Annotated in this window: 17 protein-coding genes and 3 pseudogenes; 13 read left to right on the forward strand and 7 right to left on the reverse strand. The window is 53.5% G+C overall.

The window, feature by feature from the left end:
• Positions 1-112: 112 nt before the first annotated feature.
• Positions 113-1,544 (reverse strand): annotated as a pseudogene (locus DOCECA_RS09320) (IS1182 family transposase).
• Positions 1,545-2,336: 792 nt separating this feature from the next.
• Between DOCECA_RS09320 and DOCECA_RS09325 the strand changes: the two are divergent.
• The 9 genes from DOCECA_RS09325 to DOCECA_RS09365 all read left to right on the forward strand — a co-directional run bounded on the left by DOCECA_RS09325 (position 2,337) and on the right by DOCECA_RS09365 (position 10,001).
• Positions 2,337-3,122: an alpha/beta fold hydrolase gene (locus DOCECA_RS09325; protein WP_445571828.1), complete on the forward strand. Its 786-nt coding sequence runs from the start codon at positions 2,337-2,339 to the stop codon at positions 3,120-3,122.
• A 66-nt stretch (positions 3,123-3,188) separates the two neighbouring features.
• Positions 3,189-3,590, forward strand: coding sequence for a PaaI family thioesterase (locus tag DOCECA_RS09330; protein ID WP_445571829.1), 402 nt, complete (start codon positions 3,189-3,191; stop codon positions 3,588-3,590).
• An 82-nt stretch (positions 3,591-3,672) separates the two neighbouring features.
• Positions 3,673-4,662: an acyl-CoA desaturase gene (locus DOCECA_RS09335; protein WP_445571830.1), complete on the forward strand. Its 990-nt coding sequence runs from the start codon at positions 3,673-3,675 to the stop codon at positions 4,660-4,662.
• A 16-nt stretch (positions 4,663-4,678) separates the two neighbouring features.
• Positions 4,679-4,954, forward strand: a complete 276-nt coding sequence (locus DOCECA_RS09340) for an acyl carrier protein (protein WP_445571831.1) — start codon at positions 4,679-4,681, stop codon at positions 4,952-4,954.
• Positions 4,951-5,814: a class I SAM-dependent methyltransferase gene (locus tag DOCECA_RS09345; RefSeq protein WP_445571832.1), complete on the forward strand. Its 864-nt coding sequence runs from the start codon at positions 4,951-4,953 to the stop codon at positions 5,812-5,814. The genes DOCECA_RS09340 and DOCECA_RS09345 overlap by 4 nt, the downstream gene beginning before the upstream one ends.
• A 25-nt stretch (positions 5,815-5,839) precedes the next feature.
• A complete protein-coding gene (locus DOCECA_RS09350) occupies positions 5,840-7,090 on the forward strand; it encodes a cytochrome P450 (RefSeq protein WP_445571833.1) in 1,251 nt (416 codons plus the stop codon).
• A 20-nt stretch (positions 7,091-7,110) separates the two neighbouring features.
• Complete coding sequence (locus DOCECA_RS09355) at positions 7,111-7,842, forward strand: thioesterase II family protein (RefSeq protein ID WP_445571834.1); 732 nt, start codon at positions 7,111-7,113, stop codon at positions 7,840-7,842.
• Positions 7,824-9,521: a fatty acyl-AMP ligase gene (locus DOCECA_RS09360; RefSeq protein WP_445571835.1), complete on the forward strand. Its 1,698-nt coding sequence runs from the start codon at positions 7,824-7,826 to the stop codon at positions 9,519-9,521. Before DOCECA_RS09355 ends, DOCECA_RS09360 begins: the two co-directional genes overlap by 19 nt.
• A gap of 36 nt (positions 9,522-9,557) precedes the next feature.
• Entirely contained in the window at positions 9,558-10,001 is a 444-nt protein-coding gene (locus DOCECA_RS09365) for a PaaI family thioesterase (RefSeq protein ID WP_445571836.1), read from the forward strand.
• Positions 10,002-10,596: 595 nt separating this feature from the next.
• Here DOCECA_RS09365 and DOCECA_RS09370 read toward each other — a convergent pair.
• From DOCECA_RS09370 to DOCECA_RS09380, 3 genes and pseudogenes are all read right to left on the reverse strand, one after another.
• Positions 10,597-10,725: pseudogene (locus tag DOCECA_RS09370) on the reverse strand (LysE family translocator); the annotation flags it as partial.
• Positions 10,726-10,914: 189 nt separating this feature from the next.
• Positions 10,915-12,195 (reverse strand): translesion error-prone DNA polymerase V subunit UmuC, encoded by a 1,281-nt coding sequence (gene umuC / locus DOCECA_RS09375; protein WP_445571837.1) that lies wholly within the window; start codon positions 12,193-12,195, stop codon positions 10,915-10,917.
• Entirely contained in the window at positions 12,182-12,613 is a 432-nt protein-coding gene (locus tag DOCECA_RS09380) for a LexA family protein (RefSeq protein WP_420763597.1), read from the reverse strand. The genes umuC and DOCECA_RS09380 overlap by 14 nt, the downstream gene beginning before the upstream one ends.
• A 520-nt stretch (positions 12,614-13,133) precedes the next feature.
• On the opposite strand from DOCECA_RS09380, the gene DOCECA_RS09385 reads away from it, so the two are divergent.
• Positions 13,134-13,295 (forward strand): EAL domain-containing protein, encoded by a 162-nt coding sequence (locus DOCECA_RS09385; protein WP_445571838.1) that lies wholly within the window; start codon positions 13,134-13,136, stop codon positions 13,293-13,295.
• Positions 13,296-13,349: 54 nt separating this feature from the next.
• Here DOCECA_RS09385 and DOCECA_RS09390 read toward each other — a convergent pair whose 3' ends face one another.
• Positions 13,350-15,440: a TonB-dependent siderophore receptor gene (locus DOCECA_RS09390; protein ID WP_434676353.1), complete on the reverse strand. Its 2,091-nt coding sequence runs from the start codon at positions 15,438-15,440 to the stop codon at positions 13,350-13,352.
• A 250-nt stretch (positions 15,441-15,690) separates the two neighbouring features.
• On the opposite strand from DOCECA_RS09390, the gene DOCECA_RS09395 reads away from it, so the two are divergent.
• The 3 genes from DOCECA_RS09395 (at position 15,691) to DOCECA_RS09405 (ending at position 19,683) form a co-directional block, all read left to right on the forward strand.
• Positions 15,691-16,206 (forward strand): sigma-70 family RNA polymerase sigma factor, encoded by a 516-nt coding sequence (locus tag DOCECA_RS09395; protein ID WP_434676569.1) that lies wholly within the window; start codon positions 15,691-15,693, stop codon positions 16,204-16,206.
• Complete coding sequence (locus tag DOCECA_RS09400) at positions 16,193-17,173, forward strand: FecR domain-containing protein (RefSeq protein ID WP_445571839.1); 981 nt, start codon at positions 16,193-16,195, stop codon at positions 17,171-17,173. Before DOCECA_RS09395 ends, DOCECA_RS09400 begins: the two co-directional genes overlap by 14 nt.
• Positions 17,174-17,292: 119 nt before the next feature.
• Positions 17,293-19,683, forward strand: a complete 2,391-nt coding sequence (locus DOCECA_RS09405; RefSeq protein WP_434676362.1) for a TonB-dependent siderophore receptor — start codon at positions 17,293-17,295, stop codon at positions 19,681-19,683.
• A gap of 288 nt (positions 19,684-19,971) precedes the next feature.
• Here the strand turns inward: DOCECA_RS09405 and DOCECA_RS09410 are convergent.
• Positions 19,972-20,915, reverse strand: a pseudogene (locus DOCECA_RS09410) (LysR family transcriptional regulator).
• A 113-nt stretch (positions 20,916-21,028) separates the two neighbouring features.
• Positions 21,029-22,021 carry a zinc-dependent alcohol dehydrogenase family protein gene (locus DOCECA_RS09415; protein ID WP_445571840.1) on the reverse strand — a complete coding sequence of 331 codons (993 nt, stop codon included), beginning with the start codon at positions 22,019-22,021 and terminating at the stop codon, positions 21,029-21,031.
• Between the last annotated feature and the right edge of the window lie 413 nt (positions 22,022-22,434).

Here is a 22,434-nt window from a genome sequence, read left to right on the forward strand (position 1 = left end):
CGACGGCTGTTAGCTGAGTAATTGCTCACAACAAGTCCTGCGGATCATCACTTGGGCCTGGGAGCCCCCTGCGTCGCTTCTACCTTGCTGGGTGTTCAAAATAAAGACCTCTTCAGGCCGAAAGTGCCTTCATTAAACTGCTGATACCGAGAATTTTCATGACCCGCTTCAAGTTGTAGGCGAGCACATTCAAGCTCATCTCCGCGCTCACCCCGGCCAGCTTTCGGGTCAGGAAGTGCGTCGCACCCATCCATTGCTTGAGCGTCCCGAAGGGATGCTCAACCGTCCGTTTTCGGACTCGCATCATCTCTGGTGCTTTGCTCAGCCGAAGCTGCATCTCCTCCAATACGGCTTCGTGCTCCCAGCGTCGAACTCGTCGTTCCGTGCTCGGTGTGCATTGCAATTTCAACGCGCAGCCCTGGCATTTCGAACTCCAGTAACGATGCAACTTCAGGCCTTTTTCAACGTAGGAGTAGTGCCAGATCAGCGCCTCCCCAGCCGGGCAAATGTATTCGTTTTTTGCCGTGTCATAGACGAAGGCATCGTTATTGAAACGCCCGTCAGCCTTGGCTCCAGAAGTCATCGGTTTGGGCACATAGGCGGTGATGCCAGCATCGTGACAAGCCAGGATTTGTTCGCTTTTTGAAATAACCTCGGTCCGCCACCACCGACAACGTTTCTGAGGCTATCGCCTCGCGGGCCTGCTTGGCCATCGAGCTTAGTTGATCGCGGTCGGAACCGACATTGGTCACCTCATGTGCAACGATCAAATGGTGCTGAGTATCGACCGCGGTCTGCACGTTGTAGCCGACGATTCCTGTGCCGCGCGTTATCATGGAACGGGCGTCTGGATCGGTCAGTGAGACCAGTTTATCCGGCGATTCATTGAGCTGGATTTCGATCGCTTGAAGCTCCTTCATTTGAGTTTTGAGCTTGGCGATTTTCTCTTCCAGCCGCACGGCACTGGGCTCGGAAGCTGTGGGTTCTTGCCGATCGGCAGCATCGAGTGCCACCAGGTAACGGTTGATACTCGATTCAATTTCTTCCATGCGCCGCTTCAATTTGGCGTTGGTGAAATTGCGGTCGCGGTTGTTGACTGCTTTGAATTTACTGCCATCAATGGCGACCAGATGTTCTCCAAACAGTCCCAACTGCTGACACAGCATAACGAACTGGCGACAGACGCCTCGGATGGCCTTGCTGTTGTCTTTTCGGAAGTTGGCGATGGTCTTGAAATTCGGCATCAAACGCCCGGTCAACCACATCAGCTCGACGTTGCGTTGAGCTTCTCGTTCCAGCCGCCGGCTCGACTGAATGCGGTTGAGATAGCCGTAAATGTAGATCTTTAGCAGGATCGCGGGGTGGTAAGCCGGCCGTCCAGTATCGGCTGGAATGGCACCTTCAAAACCTAGATTGACCAAGTTGAGTTCGTCGACGAAAACATCAACTACGCGTACCGGATTGGTATCGCTGACGTAGTCGTCGAGGCTTTCGGGAAGTAAGGTGCCTTGGCCTCGGTGTTCACCTTGGATAAAGCGCTTCATAGCAATCCCCGCGATAAAATCCTCAGTAATCATAGCAAGGGATCACGGTGTCGTTTCTACATACGCCGGGGCAATCGCAGACACCAATGGATGCCGATATATAGGCGGTCTGGGGGCAGCGACTCTGATTGCTCAGCCTCAGGCTCCGAGATACCCTTTCTCCTCCTGACAGATAGGCGCGGCCAACAAATCATGTCTACTTGCTATTCCATTCAAATCACGCCAGAAAGACCATTGCCGGCCTTCTATTGCATTGCTGAACATCTATGGGGAACCGGATGTGATGTTGACTCTGACGGTGACTGCGCAGGTTCAGATGATCGCCAATGGACGGAACTGACATTGTCGCTTCGCGGCACATCAGGAGAACGTATCGACATTGACCCGCTCTCGCTCATGCCTCTTACCCTCGTAATCCGTTCATCGCACGCCACCCTCTGCCAAAGAGCGGCCGACTACATCGTATCTGTTTCCGGAGGCACTATCGGCGCAGCTGTTAACGTCAAGACGGTATGAGTGCGCAGACACGAGGCTTATAGATTTCCGGCAGGTGAAGAACCTAAAAGTGAACCCCTTGGCGTTTTTACACACTCTGGGCCGATAGCTGCCGGTGGCCGCTGGCAAGAATTGAGTTGGCCAGAATCATACGGAAGGGCATGCCTGCGGAACTGGGGGCGATTCAGTCTAAAATTCGGGTCCTCGACTCGTGACAAATGAGGATAGCCAACAAATTTGACAAGGACGATTCCTAATCTACTCTCACTGCCATTGCCTAAGATCATGGAAGATAAAATGACTACTGCATTGATTAATGGAAGGCTGATCAGCTTTACAGATACGCTGGTCGGGGAGGTGGCAATAATACTTTCTCATGGTCTATTCATGGACCAAAGCATGTTCGACGCTCAGGTCTGCGCATTACGTGAGTACTATCGAGTCATCACATGGGACCAACGAGGGCATGGACAGGCTGCCTTCGTCAGTGAGCCATTCAGTCTCTGGGATAGTGCAGACGACCTGTCTGCTCTTCTGGCCCACCTTAATATAGATCAGGCCGTTTTACTGGGTATGTCGCAAGGTGGCTACGTCAGTCTGCGGGCCGCACTGCGTTACCCAGAAAAGGTTCAAGCATTGGTTCTGATCGCTACGCAAGCTGGCGTGGAAGATGAAAACCAGATAGTCGTGTACTCACATCTCCTGAGTGCATGGCTTGAAAACTCCCTGACTGATGAAATTGCACAAAGTGTGTCGGGATTTATTTTGGGCGCCGACAAGGAATTAGCTGCACCCTGGATCAAAAAATGGCACGCCATCGACAACAGCACATTAGGTTTGAATTTTAAGGCTCTGGTAGAGCGCGATGATCTTGTTCCTGCGTTGAGTAAGTTGCAGATGCCGGCACTAGTGATCTGGGGCAGCGACGACAGTGCGATCAGTATTGAGCAGGCTAAGCAACTGAGCAGAGGGCTTGTTCACAGTCGATTCTTAGTGGTTCCTGACGCCGTACATTCGGTCAGCATGACTCACGCCCAAATCGTCAACTCGACCATCAAGCAGTTTTTGTCTGACGCGCTGTGATGAGTTGATATATACCTGAAACTCCCAAAGCTCTTCGTGTTTATTAAAATAATAAAGGGGTGTGATATGGATATTCCACAAGATTTCAAGCCGTTATTTCGAAGTAGCCCTTTTCTTGATCTTCTGGGTCCCTTCTACTATCGGGAGAATTCTGAAGGTTTTACCATTGGGATTCGGGTAGAGGAGAGACACACCAATGCGCGTGGACTCGCCCACGGAGGGTTGTTCATGGCGCTGGCTGATATTGCCTTGGGCTATAGCGCTGCCTTCTCGAAAGATCCACCTCTTAAACTCGTGACTACCACACTGACAGCTGATTTCGCCGGGTCCGCTAAGATCGACGATTGGTTGGAAGCCGTGGTGGATATTCAAAAAACCGGAAGCCGATTGGTTTTTGCTAACAGTTATATTAGCGTTGGAGATGAGCGAGTGGTTCGAGCCAGCGCTTCTTTTCTAGTGGTTAGCTGAAGCACGGACCGCGATTATTATCCAACACAATAATTAGTGCCACGATTAGCGCAATTAACGATATGTCACGGAGTGATTGACGATGGACAGTGCTGCGCGCTCACCCGAAGTAGATCAAATTCCCCAAGATAAAGCCGAGCGTAAAGATCTGAAACGCAAGGCGATAAGTAGTCCGTACTTTCATCGACTTCAACGTAAGCATTTCCTGTTGTTTGATATTCTTCCTGTATTTGGCGTTGTTCTTGCGGGGTTGTTGGCATTTTACATACCCGTGAGCGCACTAGATGTTGGTTTGTTCATTGCCTTTTGGGCTCTGACTGGGATCGGCGTCAGTGTGGGCTATCATCGATACTTTACTCACCGCTCGTTTAAGGCCAAGCCATCAGTTGGTGTTGCCTTAACGATACTGGGTTCCATGGCCGGGCAGGGGGCTCTACTGTCTTGGGTGGCCATGCATCGGCGTCACCACGAGTTGAGTGATCAACCAGGCGACCCGCACTCACCCAATCTGCATGGCTCCGGATTGGCAGGCCTCATCAAGGGGCTGGCGCACTCACACTTCATGTGGATGAAGGAGCACGATTACCCCAACGCTGCCTATTACGCTCCAGATTTGATTCGAGATCCACTCATCGCCAAAACGGCGCGTCATTACTACACGTGGGTCTTTCTTGGCCTGCTAGCGCCGGCGTTACTGGGCGGGCTGCTTAGCCAATCGTTATGGGGCGCGTTGAGCGGCTTCCTTTGGGGAGGGGCTATCCGCATGTTCGTCGTGGGTCACATCATTTGGTCCATCAACTCCCTACTTCATCGGTTCGGTACTCGACCTTATCAATCCAAAGATTACAGCCGCAATGGTGGTTTATTTGGCTTAGTCACCTTCGGGGAGTCATGGCACAACAATCACCATGCATTCCCCGAGTCTCCTTCATTTGGGTTGCAATGGTCAGTATTCGATCCTGGTTACTGGTTTATCCGTGGCTTGTGCTTGATGGGGGTGGCATGGGATTTACGAGTCCCCACATTGCAACGAAGAATCAGTCGTAAAAAAAGAAACGTACAACCTCTCTAATAAGGAAAATTCAATCATGTCTGCATATGAATCTGTCTCGTTAGAAAAAGACACCGTAGTCCAGTGGTGTAAGGACCAGATAGGCGAGCTTCTCAATACTCCCGGAATCAGCATCGATGAAAATAAAGATTTCGGTGAGTTGGGGCTGGACTCTTCCTTGGCAGTTTCTTTGTTAATCGAAATCGAACAAAAATATGGCGTGGAAATCTCAGCAGAAGAGCTGTTCGATAATCCCAGTATCAAGGCCGTGACTGGTTTGATTATGGGTGGAGACAGGAAGTCGGAAAAATGAGTGTTTTAACAACCGAGCATCGACTGGAAGAAGAGTCGAAAGCGATACGCCATCATTATGATGTGGGTAACGACTTTTATGAGTTGTGGCTGGATCCTACTCTTTCCTACTCTTGCGCTGTGTGGGCCGGTAGTGAAACCTTGGAGAATGCACAAGTAAAAAAAATCGCGTATCACCTTGAGGCCATTGATGCGGGAAATTTACAATCGGTGCTTGATATTGGCTGCGGATGGGGGGGCGTGCTTGATGCGCTGGAGAATATGCCAAACATCAAGCGCGCCGTAGGACTGACGCTGAGTGATCAGCAAGCGGCTTATATACAAAGGCAGTTATATTCGAAAGTGGCCATAGAGGTAAAAAACTGGCAGGAGTTCGTCCCCGCAACACCATTTGATGGAATCATTTCCATTGGAGCCTTTGAGCACTTCGCTTCTCCTTCAGATAGTGTTGAAGAGAAAATAGCAATCTACCGAAGATTCTTCACTGCCTGCCGAGACTGGTTGAAACCTGGGGGGCGGCTTTCGTTGCAAACAATTGCTTATGGTTCCATGTCCAGAGAACAAGCGAGCACTTTTTTCAACGAGGAAATATTTCCCAATGCGGACCTGCCCACGTTGACAGAAATAGCTCAAGCGGCGGAGGGGATCTTCGAAATTCAACGTGTCGACAATGGCCGGCTGGATTATGCGAAAACGTGTGAAGAGTGGTATCGCCGGTTGTCCGCCAATAAAGCAGTTGCTGCGGAACGTGTCGGCGATGCAGTCGTTACCCGTTATCTACGCTACTTGAAAATGTCGGCTTACGGTTTTCAGTTCGGAAAAATTCAGTTGTTGAGACTCCAACTTCAAGCTATCCGATAATCAATCTGATGGAAGGAACCTCACGATGTCTGATGGTGCTCAGGATCACATGTTGACACCCGGTAAATTAGTGAATTTACCCCGCTTCAACCCTTTTTCCGCTGAATTTCGTGAGACACCGTACGGTATTTATCGCCAGTTACGGGAGCTGAACCCTCTGCACAAAGTCTTGGGTATGTGGGTCGTCACCCGACATGCCGATGTCATGAGTGTTCTGCGTGATCGTAGCTGCAATGCAAGCATTATTCCGAAACTGGTTGATAATCAAGCCGCTAAGTTTGGTCGCGATAACGCACCATTTCAGCGGCTGGCCTACAAATCAATCGTATTCACCGAGAATCCCGACCATCATCGTTTGAGAAAATTGATGAACATCGCGTTTTCGCAGTCGGCGATAGATCAGTTGCAACGCTCTATAGAAGACACTATCCAAGACTTGCTGCGGGACGCCTATCAGCAAGGAGGTATGGACATCATCTCCGGCCTGGCCCAACCCACGCCGCTACGAGTTATGTGTGAATGGATCGGGCTACCTGCCGAAATGCACTCGACCATCGATGCCTGGACTCATGCCATCCGCTTTCTGTTAGAACCTGGATTGATGATCAAGGACGATTTTGAAAAAGTCAGTACTGTTCTTGATGAATATATGGAATATCTCTCCAGTGTCATTGCCGAACGTAAGAATAATCCAAGGCAAGACTTGATCAGTCAACTGCTTGATCTACAAATTGATGGTGATCGCTTGACTCAGGAGGAGCTGATCTTCGTCTGCATCATGTGCTTTGTTGCCGGAAATGAAACCACCAAAAGCCTGATTGGTAACGGCATAAACGCGTTGCTGGAGCATCCTGAGCAATACCGGTTACTCCAGAAGCGACCGCAGTTAATACCCTGCTGTGTACAAGAGGTTTTGCGTTTCGAGACACCTCTTCAACATACCAAACGCTTCGCGACAAAAGAGTTGATCCTGGATGGGCACATTATTAAGGCAGGGGATCAGATTCTGCTGTGTTTGGGTTCGGCCAATAGGGATGATCGCGTTTTTCCTGCTGCTGATCGCTTTGATATTGAGCGTAAGACAAAGGGGCATTTAGCATTTGGCTACGGTATGCACGGTTGCTTAGGTGCATTGTTAGCCGAGCGCCAGATGCAGGCGGTACTTTCCAGATTGTTGGAAGGGCCTCGCTTGATACGCCGTCACAGCAAACCGACTTGGCAGGCGGGCAGTTTCATCGTTCGAAGCTTGTCGTCTCTCGATGTTCAGTTTGTCTGACTCTCCCGGGATAAGGTGAAATGCACAAACACAAAATCTCTCTGATCTGTTTTCCTCACGCAGGTGGCAGTAACGCGACTTATAACGGGTGGGGATCCCGTCTCTCGGAAACCATTCAAAGAATCAAACCAGAATGCTTCGATGGGCCTGCCCAAAGAGCCACGTTTACTGATGTCGACAGCTTATCTGCTCATATCGCTGAACAGCTCTGTCATGAGAGCCAGCCACTCGCGTTGTATGGTCATAGCATGGGTGCAGTATTGGCTTATGAAGTCGCCCGTAAGCTTTCAATTTGCAATACTGTTCAAGTGGAGCATTTATTTGTTTCGGGTAGACGCGCACCACAGTTGGCAGCACGACTGGCGCCGATCCATGACCTATCGGACCAGGCGTTTCTGAATGAGTTGATGGCTTATGGCGGTGTGCCTGACGCAATCGGTACCAACAGCCGACTGTTGAATACACTTATACCGATCATCCGTAGTGATTTGGCTCTGGTAGAAACTTATCAATTCCATCCCATGCACACATTGAAATGTCCAATCAGCGCCATCTATGCCACCCATGATCCTGTGGTTGATTCTGACGAACTAATGGCGTGGCAGGAGAGAACGACCGGGGACTTCAGTTTCCATGAGTTGAGCGGCAACCACTTTTTCCACTCTTCACGGCCGCAAGGGCTGGTCGACATAATTCATCACTCACTGAGCGCACAAAGCACCAGGAGGGTTGAATGCAAAAATTTCGTATGATGACCGACTGCCTAGACAGCCATAGCGAGCGTTACCCGGGAAAACCGGCCTATATTTTTCTTTCTGAAAAATTGTTGGCGGAAAAAACGCTGACCTTTGCACAGTTGAGAATTGAAGCGAGGCAGTTTGCCGGTCGTCTGTTAGAGACAACCCAGCGTGGCGATAGAGCGTTATTAATATTCCCGGCGGGATTAGATTTCATCATCGCTTTTTTTGGCTGCCTGTACGCAGGAGTAGTCGCTATACCCCTCTGCCCACCCAACAAAAAACGCTCACAACGCACGCTGCAAGGCATTATCGACGACTGCTCCCCACGTCTGATTATTACACTCAAAGCACTAAGCGGCTCTCTTCAGGATCAAGATCATCGAGAATCGTTATCATGGCTTGAGATGGACGACTTGAGGGGGCGTCAACAGTCTACGTTTCCCCCTGACTACTTGGCGGTCGATGCTGAAGACTTGGCGTTTATTCAATATACGTCAGGCTCCACATCCACTCCTAAAGGCGTCATGGTGACGCATGCAAATATTGTTGCAAATCAGGCAATGATTCGTGATGCGTTCAGTCATGACGAAGCGTCTACCGTCATAGGGTGGGTTCCGCATTATCACGACCAGGGTCTCATCGGGAATATTTTTCAACCGATGTTTGTCGGCGCAACCAGTGTTCTGATGTCGCCAGTAACATTCATGCGCTGGCCATTGCGCTGGCTTCAAGCAATATCTATTTATCAAGCACATACAAGCGGTGGACCAAATTTTGCTTTTGGTGCCTGTGTTAAGGCCCTTGAGCGAGAACCGGATATAGAACTGGATCTGAGCACTTGGCAAGTCGCATTCAATGGTGCCGAGCCAATTCGTAACGATACCATGAGTGAGTTTCAGGCTGCTTTCCAGCGATTCGGTTTCAGCAGAGAGGCTGTTTATCCCTGTTATGGCTTGGCCGAATGCACGTTACAAGCGTCAGGAGGCGTCAAGGGAAAAGGCCCGATTACAATGAACGTTGACAGGCAGGCGCTGCGTGATGGAAAGATTCTGCCGCCGGATACCGCTTCCTGCCAAACATTGGTGGGTTCGGGTAAAGCGTTGCCGGGAACACATATAGAAATTGTTGATCCGCTAACCCGAAAAGCCCGCGCACCCTTCGAAATTGGAGAGATCTGGATAGCGGGTCCCCACATTGCGCGGGGTTACTGGAACCAGGAAGCGCTCACCGCAGGCACCTTCGCAAATCATTTATCAGGGACCATTCAACCGCCTTATTTACGTACCGGAGACCTTGGATTTGTTCACCAAGGAGAGTTATATGTAACGGGCCGAATAAAAGATATGGTTATTATTCGCGGTAAGAATTATTACCCGCATGATATCGAGCACAATGTTTCGACAGCTCACCATAGCCTAGAGAGTTCGGGGTGCGCGGTGTTTACACTCCTAGATGCTGAGGATAAACTGATTATCGTTCAAGAAGTGCGAAGAGAGTGGAGAAAAAAAATCGAGGGGGACGAAATTATCTCGATCATTCGACAGGCAGTGGTTTTAAACAATGAGATTACTCCCCACGACATTGTTTTATTGATGCCTGGAAAACTACTTAAAACCAGTAGTGGCAAGGTTATGCGCAATGCGATACGCACTCAATACATTGATAAAAAACTCGAGCGATGGCTTGGTTAGTGTCGTTCACACATGCAGACTATAAGGATGAATGCCATGGAAGATTTCGCTGCAAGCAATCCCGACTTTGCTAAGCACGTCCAAGGAGCGGTACTCAGTATGCCAGCGGCAAAATTACTGGGATTTCATTACAATTACCTGAAGCCAGGTCATTGTGAAATCGAACAGCCAACGCGCAAAGAACTCACCCAGCATAACGGCTTCTTTCAAGGTGGTATCATCGGAGCGTTGGCTGATTTTGCCGGAGGTTCGGCCGCCGGAACCTTGCTGCCACCTGGCTGGATAAATATGACTTCAGATTTCACTGTCAAACTAGTTGCCCCGGCAGAGGGTGAAAAGCTACTAGCCAGGGGACGTGTCATCAATGCATCGAACAACACTACTGTTGCCGCTGCCGATTTGTTTGCCGTGAAACAAGGCAAGGAAACCCTTTGCGCCACCGCTCTGGTGACTATGCGAAATATTCCCCTCAAAGCATGAAGGTAAAGATCTGACCGCTAATTATATAGCGGCGGACACACCTGAAAATCCGGACGCCGACAGTGCTCCCATGGGAATTGTCGGTGTTCTCCGTAAGGCGCTGGCAGCACCTTCGAGAACCAGTAAATCTCATTCCAAACATCGTTTTCATTTTGAAGCCTGGCCATCAAATCAGATTTCTGTCGATCTATTTAAAGCTAGTACCAAGCCTTCAGGTTTTTGCATGCCTTGATAGTGAGTCGACCCTGAATCCGTAGATACGACTGAATGTCTGCTTCTGGCCGAAAGCTGCCTGTCTCAATGCGCTCTAATTGAGCCGGTGCTGTACGCAGCCAGATCTGTAATGAAGCCTCGCGCCGTACGCGTACGGAGACCTGCAATTATCCGACGGAACAGGGTCGATCTTCGTTGCTCCCGCAGTTGTCGTCGTTCCGCGCCGCTAAGACTAACGTCATCCGGGGCGCGGATTTACTTCAATGCAGCTACCGCGGCATCGAAGAACACCATCGGGTCGATCGGCTCTTGTCAACCGGCTTGGGCTGGGCACCGAAGGTGACAATCACCACGTTAAACGACCCCTTGGATGAATGACTGCCAAGGCCAAAACTCCTGACCGCGTAGCAGCTACCGCTTTGTGGACTACTGCAACGAAATTTGGCCCTGAAATAACGACACCGGCCAGGTAAACCAAAAAGACTGTCAAAACGGCGGGAACATCGATCATCTGCATTCCTTTGCGAACGTTGTGGCAGGGGACGGTCATCATTCAGTTCAAAGCCGTCCGCGGCTTCAACGTACAACGAAAAATTCGATACAGGGCTTTTGAGCGTAGTTGTGTTTTTACACACTCTGGCCGTAAGTAGTCGGCATAGGAGGCGCATTTTTTAAGCTGCAGATGCCGAACGCGTCCTCGCTAGCGGGCTTTCACCGTCCACAACTGATCAAAGTTCGTCGTATAGCTCTGACTCATCAGCTCTCGACGCATTGCCCAACCAGGCGCTGCAGGCACACTCGCTATCCGAATAACCCCCTTTCCCCATCGACCATTGATTTCATCCAAAACACTCATCACCTTATCAGCCATGACGGGTTGAGAATGAGCGAACAGATCATCAGTGAATTCGCCAGGCTGGCGCAGATCCATCAGCAAAACTTCTGCTTTGCTGTACTTGAAGCCAGGCCGGAATAGACGGTTTACCGCTTCGGTTGCGGCCTTGGTCATGAGCCGCACGTCGTTGGTCGGGTAAGGTAATTCGACCAACGCCCCGTTCGCATACTTCGCTTCCTGAGGGTTGAACATGCCGGTTCTAATGCTCACGCGGATTTTCTTGCACAGCGAGCTTTGAGCTCGGAGCTTTTCCGCCGCGCGTTGTGTGTAGGTGGCGACAGCTTCCTTGATTGGCTCAATCTCGGTGAGCCGCGTGCCGAACATCCTGCTACAACAAATCTCCTGCTTGGGTGGATCAGCCTCACTCAACTCCAAACATGGGGTGCCGGCAAGTTCGCGAGCGGTTTTCTCGATCACCACGCTGAATTTTTGACGAAGCATCCACGGGTCGGCTTTGGCCAAGTCCATCGCGGTCTGGATCCCCATTGTTTCCAGATGCGCCTTCATGCGCCTGCCGATGCCCCAGACCTCGCCGACATCAGTGTTGCGCAGCGTCCAGTCCCGTTTGAAGGGATCACAGAGATCCACTACGCCGCCCGTGATATCCAGCAGCCGCTTGGCGGTATGGTTGGCAAGCTTGGCCAGCGTCTTGGTGTGCGCGATTCCAACCCCGACAGGAATGCCAGTGCGTTTGAGAAGGGTAGAACGCATGTGCCGGCCAAACGCAGATAAGTCACCTGGGATACCGGTGAGGTCGGCGAACGCCTCATCAATGCTGTAGACCTCAAGCGTCGGTACTAACGATTCAATGATCGTCATGACACGCTCGCTCATGTCGCCGTACAGAGCGTAATTACTGCTGAACGCCACAACCCCATGCCGACGTAGATGATCTTTGATTTGGAAGTACGGCTGGCCCATCTTTACGAAAGGTTTTGCGTCGTAGCTACGCGCAATTACACAGCCGTCGTTGTTGGACAGCACCACAATAGGTGTCTTCGCGAGGTCAGGTCTGAAGACGCGCTCGCAGCTGGCGTAAAACGAGTTGCAGTCAATCAGGGCGAAGACAGGTTCACGTGTTGTCATGATCGCGGACGCTGTATTTCACTACACCCCAAATCATGAGTTCGTCGCCTTCCATCACGTGCCTTGCCGGATACTTGGGATTTTCCGACAGAAGTATTACGGCGTTGTCGCGCAAATGCAGACGCTTGAGCAGTGGCTCGGAGTTAAGCGCAGCTATAACGATGTCCCCACTGATCGGATCTATGCTTCGATCAACCACCACCATATCCCCCGAATAGATCCCCGCGCCCTGCATGCTGTCGCCATCGATCCTCACGAGATAGACGTGGGGAGCTCGTACATCGAAGAGCTCATCCAGGGAAATGTGCTTTTCGATGTGGTCAGCAGCGGGCGAAGGGAAGCCTGCAGGCACCTTGAATGAATAAAGAGGCAGCTTCTCGCCGCCGGTAGCCAACAGGCCCAGGATGGTGATGCTCATGATGCAAGCCTTAAAGGGATTAACTGTACGTATATACAGTTAACGATTTGCATCGTTTGCGGTCAATGTCATAAGCAGCACTATTCGACGGGTGACAGCATGTGCGGACGCATGGCGCCTGAGCATGCTCGTGAATGGATTGATCCCGACACGCCACCTGACCGAGCGCGCGAATTAGCGATGGAGCATTGTCGACCAGCAACAGACTTTCATTGGTACAAGGTTGGTAAGGATGTCGGAAATGTTCGCAATCAGGGCTCGCACCTGATTCAGCCGCTTTCCTTTGCCTCTGATGCCGATGATTGAGCGGAGACGGACACCGTAGCCCTGCAGAGGCCTCACGTTCTGTGTAGGCATATGGACAGCTACCTCATTAGCCCAGCCGCTTTCCCCTGGCAACGGTACCCGTCTGCGCTGATCCACAGCTATCGGTGGAACATCCGACGGAAGAATTCACGGTGGAACTGAAGCTGGTTGATGTTTTGGCACCGGCTATTCGGCCCTCAGCTACTTGAGTCGCTTGCCCATCGAAACGCTCAAGATCCACCGCTCGTTTATCAACGACATCGAACACAACCGCGACAGCGCGGAACTGGTCAAGGCGATTATCTCCATGGCTCATAGCCTTCGGTTGACCCTGGTGCCGAAGGTGTCGAGGAGGCCTCTCAGCAGGCGCTCCTGAAAATCGATTCCTGGCGCTCGAGCGGTGAATGCATTGCGACCTTGGCGATCACTGTCAGAGGTCGAGGCTCAGACTCACACTGAGGTTACGCGGCTCTCCGGGCAGGACCCAGGCACTGTTATAGGATCGTTCGTAGTACTTGCGATCGAACAGATTGTTCAGGTTCAGCCCGAGCGTAACGTCTTCGCTGGCTTTGTAGTGCGCGAGCAGATCGACAGTGCTATACGACGGCAGTTTGAAGCTACTGCCAGCCTGGCCTGAGCGTTCGCCGACATAGTTGAAGGCTGCGCCCATGTCCGACCCACGCAAGGCGCCGTCCTGAAACTCATAAACACCCATCAGGCTACCGCTGTTGCGGGCGATGCCTAACAGGTCGCTGCCTTTGGGTAGCGCGGAGTCGCCTTTGGTCACCTCGGCGTCGATGTAGGCATAAGCACCGATAACACGCAGGGCATCGGTGATCTGGCCGCTGAACTGCAGATCCAGGCCCTGGCTGCGAGCCTCACCGGCTGCGACACTTTCACCGAGCGCGTCGGTCGTCACGACGTTTTCCTTGTCGATGTGAAACAGAGCGATGGTCGCGCCAATACGGCTGTCGAACAGGTCCAGTTTTAAACCGGTTTCATAACCCAGGCCTTTTTCCGGTTTATAGACCTGGCCTTGCGTGCCGATGGTATTGGGCTTGAAAGACGTGGACGCGTTGGCGAATACGCCGACCTGTGGTGCCAATTGGTAAAGCAGCCCAACGCGTGGAGTGGCGACGTCTTTTTCCTGGCTGTTGCTGACAGCTGTCGTGCGATTCAGCGAAGTCTGCTCGATGCGCTCCAGGCGCACGCCGATCAATCCGCGCAGACGATCGGTAAAGGCGATCTGGTCCTGCAAATTGAGCGCGTAGCTCTCGGTGTGCTCGTGGAAATCGTTGGCGCGGGTCAGGGCCGGCTTGGGCTGACCATAAACGGGGTTGTAGATATCCAAGCCATAGCTTGCAAGCGTGGCGCTCTGGGGGTACTTCTGGCTGTTGCGGTAGTTTTCATACTCCAGTCCCGCCAGCGTCTGATGCTGCCAGCCGGCCAGTTCGAAGTTGCCATGTAGCTCGGCCTGGGTGATGTTGTCGTTCCATTCAAAGTCACGCTCGCGATAGAAACGCGTGATGGTGGTGCCGACCAATGCTTGAGGTTCCGAGCTCGCGCCATTGAGCGTGCCCTGCGTGTAGTGATTGGCCAGGCGAACCTTCCAGTTGTCGTTCAAATAATGTTCCAGCGCCAGATCAATGGTCTGGTTGTCGTTGCGTATCTGGCCATCGTTGGGCTCACCCATGAAGGTCGACCGCTTGACCGAGCCAAGCTCACCATTGACTGCCGGAATGCCGCGGTCGAACACCGATTCGGTACGGGAGAACTCGGTGTCGAGCATCAGGCGGGTGTCTGGTGAAATCTGCCAGCTCAACGACGGGCTGATGATCCGTCGTTGACTGTCAACGTGATCGCGAAAACTGCCATTGTCTTCGATGGCCATGTTTACTCGTGCCAGCAGGTTGCCCTCGCTGTCGAGTGGCGAGTTGACGTCGAGGCTGCTGCGGTAACGGTCCCAGGTGCCGGCGCTGATGTTCAGGTTGCTGAACGCCTCAGCCTGCGGACGCTTGGTCACGATATTGACCAGGCCGCCGGGATCGCCGCGACCGTAGAGACTTGCCGCCGGGCCTTTGAGCACTTCGATACGTTCGATATTGGAAGTGTCCGGCGCGCTGTAGCTGCCACGGTTGATGGCAAAGCCGTTCCTGTAGAGTTCGCCGGTGGTAAAACCACGGACGCTGTAGTTGAGAAAAGTTAGTCCGCCAAAGTTGTTCTGTCGTGAGACACCGCCTGCGAAATCCAGGGCGCGATCGATTCGCGTGGTGTTGAGGTCCTTGATCACCTGGGCGGGTATTACATCGATGCTTTGCGGGGTATCGCGAATGTCGGAGTCGGTGCGAGTAGCTGTGCTCGAACGCGTTGCTCGATAACCTTGCACTGGTCCATCGGCACGCTCCTCCACGGTGGATCCGGTGATAGTCAACGCGTCCAGCGTCAGAGGTTGTGCGGCTGAAATAGGTTGTCCAAGTAGCCCGAGGGTGAATCCTGTCAGCAGCGGAACGTGATGTTTCAAAATGAACTCTCCCATAAAGATGTAATAACATAACATTTATGGGGCCAGTCACACCACAACCTATAGATCGCCACTTGCTTGTTGACTGGGCACTGTCCTGATGATCATCTGCGTGCCTGGCGTTCCCTCGCAGCCTCTACAGAATGACAGCGTTCGCCCAAAGCAGACACTAAGCACCACGTATTTGCCTCAGGCCTACCGCATGAGTAGAATGCGATTAATTATCAATCATGTATTTGCCGGGATTCCGATGCGCAGCGATGAACCACTAGGTACTGCAGATCTAGGGCTGCTCTATCGAACCCACCACTCGTGGTTGCACGGCTGGCTAATCCGACGCATTGGATGTCGCGATAACGCAGCAGATTTGGCGCAGGACACCTTCGTACGCCTGCTCAAATCCCGTCAGTCCAGCCCCTTGCGTGAACCACGCGCCTATTTGAGCAGTATCGCCCGCGGGTTGATGATTGATCAGTATCGCCGTCGCGAACTCGAACGTGCCTACCTGGAGAGCGTCGCATTACTGCCTCAACACGAGGTTCCCTCGGAAGAAAGCCGACTGCTGATTCTCGATACGCTCGAGCGGATAGATCGCATGCTCGATATGCTTAAACCGAGAGTTCGCCAGGCGTTTTTATATGCCCGGCTCGACGGCTTGACCTGCGCGCAAATAGCCGAAAAGTTGGGTGTTTCCCGTGCGACGGTGGAACGCGATCTGGCCACCGCCCTGCAACACTGTTATCGCTTGCGTTATGTCGAGGCGTGAGTCCCAGACGCTGGATCCGGCCATTGTCGACCAGGCGATCTACTGGCAGGTGCGCCTGCGCTTCGATCAGCCAGATGAGCAAACACAGCGCACATTTGAGCACTGGCTGCAGCAGTGCCCGGAGCACGTGTTGGCGTGGCAGCGCGTGGAAGCGCTTGGGGATGAATTCGCAGGCGTGCCAGCTCAACTGGCCCGGCAAACCCTTAATGGGACCAATCATGGAATGCGGCGGCGGGAAAGCCTGAAACTCCTGGGCATATTGGCGACTGTTGGCACTGCAGCCTGGCTCGGCCGGGACTACACACCCGTACCCGCCATGCTTGCGCAGCAGCGCAGCAGTACCGGCGAGCAACGGCGCTTCCAACTCGATGATGGCAGCCTAATCCAACTCAATAGCGATAGCGCCGTCGACAGCGATTTCGACGCCCAGCGACGTCTGATAATCCTGCGACGTGGTGAAATCATCGTGAATGTCGGCGCGGATCAACACTCGCCTCGAGCGCGACCGTTCTGGGTGCAATCACGTGACGGGATCATGCGCGCTCAGAGTTCCCGCTTTCTGGCACGCGAGTTCGACGATGGCACGCTGGTCGCGGCTCAGGAAGGATCAGTCACGGTTTTCCCCGGCTCCAGTCAAACGCCTGCCAGCCGCAGTGTTCAGGCAGGAAATCAGCTGCTGTTCACATCAAGTGGGGCCCGAATGTTCAAAGGCAACGGCCTTGATCTATGGAGCTGGGGTGACGGGGTGATCAGTGCGCGCAATATGCGCCTCGATGATTTCATCGTGGAGTTGTCGCGCTATCGCCCCGGTGTACTGCGCTGCGCCGACGAGGTCGCGGATCGTCGCGTTTCCGGCACCTTCCAACTCGCCGACAACGATCAGGTCCTGGCATTGATCGCGCAGTCACTGCATTTGCACGTTGATTATCGGACCCGTTATTGGGTGACCGTGACCGCTGCCACCTAAGCCCATCAGAACTTTGTGCCACCTGAAAAAATAATGAGGTGTATTCTCATTCTCGTTCGACCTCTTAGAAAGGCCGGAATACAGGCCTGTCTGCCGATGTCCTTTCTTGGAGCGAGAATATGAGTTCGTCCCCTGTTTCCCAGCGCCATCCATTAAGTCGTGCCTTGCACGGTGCGATTTTGGGGCTGATCGTAAGCAGCTACGCCTTGCCATCGCTGGCGCAAACGCCGAGCGCTGACCACAGCAATCAGGTCAAGCAGTGGAACATCGCTGCCGGCCCGCTGGCGCCGGCGCTTGACCGCTTTGCGCGCGAGGCTGGCATCAGCCTTTCCTTCGACGCGTCGAGTGTAGCGAACCGCACCACTGCTGGCGTGAATGGCACGCTCGATACGTCGGCAGCGCTGTCATCCTTGCTACAGGGAAGCGAATTGCAAATCCAACAGCAAGGCCCGAATGCCTATCTACTGTTCCCTCAGCCTACGCCCGCCGGCCCGCTGGAGCTCGACACAACGTCCGTCGAGGACTATCGCCTTGCGCCCCTCATCATCAATGCCAAGGTCAGGGTCAGTGCCGACGACGACGCCAACTCGGTTGTCGCAAAGGAACTCTGGGTTGGCGGCAAGGTGGCAACCAGCATTCTCAATACGCCGGCATCGGTGTCGGTTGTTACCAACAAAGAAATGGAACAACGCAGCGTCAGCACCACGGAAGAGGCGCTGCAATACACCCCCGGTGTGGTCAGTGACTTCTATGGTACGGATGACCGCAACGACTATTTCCAGATCCGGGGCTTCCAGGCCACCACCTACCGTGACGGCTTGACCCTGAGTTCGATGCGCGGCGTACGCGAAGATCCATTCGCTTACGAACGCATAGAGATTTTGCGTGGCGCCAACTCCACGCTGTTTGGCCCAGCGGACCCGGGCGGTTCGGTGAATTTCGTGACCAAACAGCCGCGCTTTGAGCAGTTTGGCCAGGGCTATGTGACCTACGGTTCGTTTGACCATGTCGAGACAGGCATCGATGTGGGGGATGCGCTGAACGACGAGAAAACCTTGGCTGGCCGCTTTACTGCCAAAGGCCAAAACAGCGACCGCGAATACGATCACTCACAGGACGACAACCAGTTGCTGATGGGTGGCCTCACCTGGGCGCCCACGGATTACACGTCAGCCACCGTGATTCTGGACTATCTGAAAACCGAAAGTTCGCCCAACAGTGGCGGCTATCCGCTGGACAAGGAATACGACCGCAGCAAGTTTTATGGTGAGCCGAGCTACAACTTTCACGATGTCGAGCGCACCAGCCTCAGCGGTAACGTCACCCATGACTTCGACAACGGCTTCGTATTGCGCAGCAATCTGCGTTACAGCAAATTGACCGATGATTTTGGCTACGTTTACATCAGCGACAGCGCCGCGCGTGTCGGTACTACCGTTGACCGGTACTTGTTTGGAACGGACAGTGAGGCCGACCAGTTCAACGGCAACCTGATGCTGCAATACGACGCCCGCTTCGAGAACATCGACAGCAGCAGCCTGGTGGGCGTGGAATACCTCGATTCGACTACCAAGGAAAGCTCGGTCTACGCCCTGACGACCCCGATTGACGTTGCAAATCCCGTGTTTACTGGCGTTTCACGCTCCATCACCCCGTATGCGGTCAACAAGCGAGACGCGACCACCAAGGCCGTATTCCTTCAGCAGAACCTATCGTTCTACGAGCGTTTCATCGTCACCGCCGGTATGCGTAACGATTCGATGGACCTTACCAGCAAAGGCTTGCAATCCTCCGAAAAAGACAACTTCTCCGAAACGTCCTACCGAGGTGCGTTGACCTATATCGTCAACGATGAGGTGTCCACCTATGTGAGCATGGTGGAGTCCGTCTCGCCGCCTCAGGTTGGCGTAACACCGCAGACCGGCAGGCAGTACGAAGTGGGCGTGAAGTATGCGCCGATGGGGATGGACGCACTGTTCTCCGCGGCCGTTTATGACTTGACCCAGGAAAACGTCACCATCGCCGTGGTGCTGCCGAGCGGCATCATCGAGCAACAGACGGTGGGCGAATCGCGGGCGCGTGGCCTCGACCTGGAGGCCAAGGCGCAGGTGACGCAGAACCTCAGCCTGATTGGTGGCTACTCCTATATGGAGTCCGAGGTACTGCGCGGTTCGTTGTACGACGGCAGCTCCCTGAAGGGTAATGAGTTCACCACGGCACCCAAGCATTCCGCTTCGCTCTGGAGTTATTACGACGTGCCCGGCACTGATGTCAGCGTTGGCTTGGGCGCGCGCTACGTCGGCTCTTATTACTTCGATGCAGCCAACTCCGGCAAAAGCGATGGCGCCACGCTGTTCGACGCCGCGTTCAACTACGAGATCGCCAAGGGCACCGACCTTGCGGTGAACGTCAGCAACCTGCTGGATGAGCAGCACGTGGTCGGTTCCGGCACAGCGAACTTCTACAACCCGGGTCGCGAGATTACCGCCAAAGTGAGTTACAGCTGGTAAGCAGGCGTGTAAGCCTTTGTTCCCTATGGGAAGCGGTGCCCGCTATACGCGGGTACCGTCAACTTGGCCATCAATGTGCGGGACGAAAAGCAAGGGCGTTCGATTTTCATCGTTACGCGCCAGCGGTTGACTACGCGCGAAATCCAACGATGCTCACCGGAAAAAATCGCCTGATGTTCGTCCGGTTGTGGCACCTGAAAATGTTCGGTCCGAGCCGCGAGTCATTCGCCTTGGGGGCGGGCAGAGGAAGGTGGGACTGTTAATCAGGCCAACACCAATGAGGCCGCGCTAATGCCTCTTCTCTTGGAACAACGCACTCACCCATTCGACAAATACCCGCACATTGGGTGATAGATGACGGCGATCCGGAAACAACACGGAAACGGTTTTCGGCTCGACTGGAACATCCGGCAGAACTTCCACCAGACGCCCGCTATCGATGTATCGCTGCAGCGCCGGGCGCAGCCCCTGCACCATCCCAATCCCCGCCAATGCGCAGTAAAGCATGCCTCTGCGTTGTCGACGACGATGCCGCTGCGCATCTTCACACTGATAATTTTACCGTTGCCCCTGAACCGCCAGGGCATGATCTGGCGGCGCTGTTCAACCATGAAGTTGACAGCCAGGTGCGCCTGCAGATCATCCAGCGTGGCTGGTAAACCATGTTTCTTTACGTAGGCGGGAGCCGCGCAGGTCACCAAAGCAACCTCGCCGATACGTTTGGCAACCAGGCTCGAATCATCCAGATCACCGAGCCGCACGGAACAATCGATGCCTTCTGCAATAAGGTCGTTCAGGTTGTCAGTGGCTCCCAGAGATATTTCCAGGCCAGGGTAGCGCTCCATGAACTCGGGCAGTCGCGGGATTATCACCGCGTGACCGAGTACGGTCTGCATGTCGATCCTTAGCTTGCCTCGCGGCGGACGAGTCGGCGAAAACCAGTCCAGTGTGTCCGCTAGTTCAGCGAGTAACTTCCGGCTGCGGTCATAGAACTCATCGCCAGCTGGCGTGGTGTTCACCCTGCGCGTGGTGCGGTGCAACAGCTGCACACCCAGTTCGTGCTCAAGATTACGGATATTCTTGGAGAGTGCCGGGCGATGCACACTCAGCGCCTCGGCCGCTCTGGTGTAGCTGCCATGCTCAACCACTGCCACGAACATTTGCATGGCTTCAATCAGGTTCATCGCCAATCTCCATTTACCTGCGCATCGGGCCAGACCTACTCTGCACATGATAGCGAAGCCGGGCTGCCTCTCTCTTGGGGACCCAAAAAATAGGCCATCATCGCTTGAGGGCAGGCAGCGTTGGCGTACGGCAGCCAAGCTGGCTGCCGCAGCATTTTTACTCAGTCGACTACGACGACTATTTTGCCGATCTGCGCATTCGACTCCATTCGGCGGTGTGCCGCCGCGATGTCAGTAAGCGGGAAGACCTGGTCGATGACGGGCTTGAGTTGACCGCCTGCCAAGCCTTTGGCAACAAATGCCTTGGCATTGGCCAGCTTTTGCATATCCGTGGTGATTTCGAACAGCTCGTAGCCCCGCACGGTCAGATGCTTGCCGAGAATGTCGAAGACCGGAACCGGGATATCGCGATGATCCAGAGCACCGTATTGAAAGAAGATTCCGGTGTTCGCCATGGACTTGATCAGCTTGGTCGCCTCGGGACCACCAACAGGGTCGAAAACAATACGCGCACCTTTGCCCCCGGTAATCGCGGCCACCTCGGCGATCACGTCCTCCTCCTGGGTGGCAATGACATATTTCGCACCAGCGTCCAGCAATGCCTGACGCTTGGCACTTGTGCGGGTAAGGGCCACCGGGATGGCGCCTTGCATGTTGGCGATCTGGATTGCTGCCAGACCGACACTGCTTGATGCAGCCGGGATGAGCACGGTTTCGCCAGCCTGTAGATTTCCGTACTCAATCAAGGCGCCGTATGCAGTAACAAACATCATCCAGCTGGCTGCTGCCTCCACGAAGCTGAGATTGGACGGATGCTTGACGACGGCATGCGCAGGCGCATTGACCACCTCACCATACATACCGTAATCGGCGAAAGAGAACGCCGGCACGACGCTTACTATGTCACCAGGAACAATGTCGCTGACGTTACTGCCGACCGCCCGGACAATCCCGGCCGCTTCATAGCCCAGCTTCGCCGGGAACTGGGGCTCGATCACGTACTGCCCAGTGCGGTACATGATTTCCGCACGGTTCAAGCCGATGGCTTTTACTTCGATCTGAACCTCGCCGCTTTTCGGCGCGGTTACAGCGACTTCATCGAGAGTCAGAACATCAGCGTCACCGGTACGGTGAAATTGGACAACCTTGGGCATGGCACACCTCATTGACGGCAAGATATAAAAAGCTACTTCTGAAAGGTTGTGCTAATGCTACCGACCCTCTTGCCTACGGCAGAGCGCTGATCAATTCATAGATTGGTACTCAAAAAGAACTAATGTCGGATTCAAAGGCTGTCTTGTCCTGAATAGGGTCTACACCTTCTGACTATCTTCAGGACCAGACGATCTAAGGGTCGCTAATCGGCTCTTGGTTGCCTCTGCGGAGCTTCACCGGGTGAGGCATTCTTCCCGTAGGTTCGCTTAAGACTGGTTTTTTCATGAACTTGCACCACCCCCGCGCTAGGGCTCCAACTGCAACAGTGCCTGCACGTTTCCTATCGTGACTCCATCCAAGTGGTTCTGACCGATAGAAACTCCGCTGAGTTCGAGAGAGACCGTGGCTTGCC

The organism is Pseudomonas sp. E102, from assembly GCF_052660185.1.

Bases quoted from the DNA above. Each gene is read 5' to 3' on its own strand.
- DOCECA_RS09325 (WP_445571828.1), top strand. From the start codon at position 2,337: ATGACTACTGCATTGATTAATGGAAGGCTGATCAGCTTTACAGATACG.
- DOCECA_RS09330 (WP_445571829.1), top strand. From the start codon at position 3,189: ATGGATATTCCACAAGATTTCAAGCCGTTATTTCGAAGTAGCCCTTTT.
- DOCECA_RS09335 (WP_445571830.1), top strand. From the start codon at position 3,673: ATGGACAGTGCTGCGCGCTCACCCGAAGTAGATCAAATTCCCCAAGAT.
- DOCECA_RS09340 (WP_445571831.1), top strand. From the start codon at position 4,679: ATGTCTGCATATGAATCTGTCTCGTTAGAAAAAGACACCGTAGTCCAG.
- DOCECA_RS09345 (WP_445571832.1), top strand. From the start codon at position 4,951: ATGAGTGTTTTAACAACCGAGCATCGACTGGAAGAAGAGTCGAAAGCG.
- DOCECA_RS09350 (WP_445571833.1), top strand. From the start codon at position 5,840: ATGTCTGATGGTGCTCAGGATCACATGTTGACACCCGGTAAATTAGTG.
- DOCECA_RS09355 (WP_445571834.1), top strand. From the start codon at position 7,111: ATGCACAAACACAAAATCTCTCTGATCTGTTTTCCTCACGCAGGTGGC.
- DOCECA_RS09360 (WP_445571835.1), top strand. From the start codon at position 7,824: ATGCAAAAATTTCGTATGATGACCGACTGCCTAGACAGCCATAGCGAG.
- DOCECA_RS09365 (WP_445571836.1), top strand. From the start codon at position 9,558: ATGGAAGATTTCGCTGCAAGCAATCCCGACTTTGCTAAGCACGTCCAA.
- umuC (WP_445571837.1), bottom strand. From the start codon at position 12,195: ATGACAACACGTGAACCTGTCTTCGCCCTGATTGACTGCAACTCGTTT.
- DOCECA_RS09380 (WP_420763597.1), bottom strand. From the start codon at position 12,613: ATGAGCATCACCATCCTGGGCCTGTTGGCTACCGGCGGCGAGAAGCTG.
- DOCECA_RS09395 (WP_434676569.1), top strand. From the start codon at position 15,691: ATGCGCAGCGATGAACCACTAGGTACTGCAGATCTAGGGCTGCTCTAT.
- DOCECA_RS09400 (WP_445571839.1), top strand. From the start codon at position 16,193: ATGTCGAGGCGTGAGTCCCAGACGCTGGATCCGGCCATTGTCGACCAG.
- DOCECA_RS09405 (WP_434676362.1), top strand. From the start codon at position 17,293: ATGAGTTCGTCCCCTGTTTCCCAGCGCCATCCATTAAGTCGTGCCTTG.
- DOCECA_RS09415 (WP_445571840.1), bottom strand. From the start codon at position 22,021: ATGCCCAAGGTTGTCCAATTTCACCGTACCGGTGACGCTGATGTTCTG.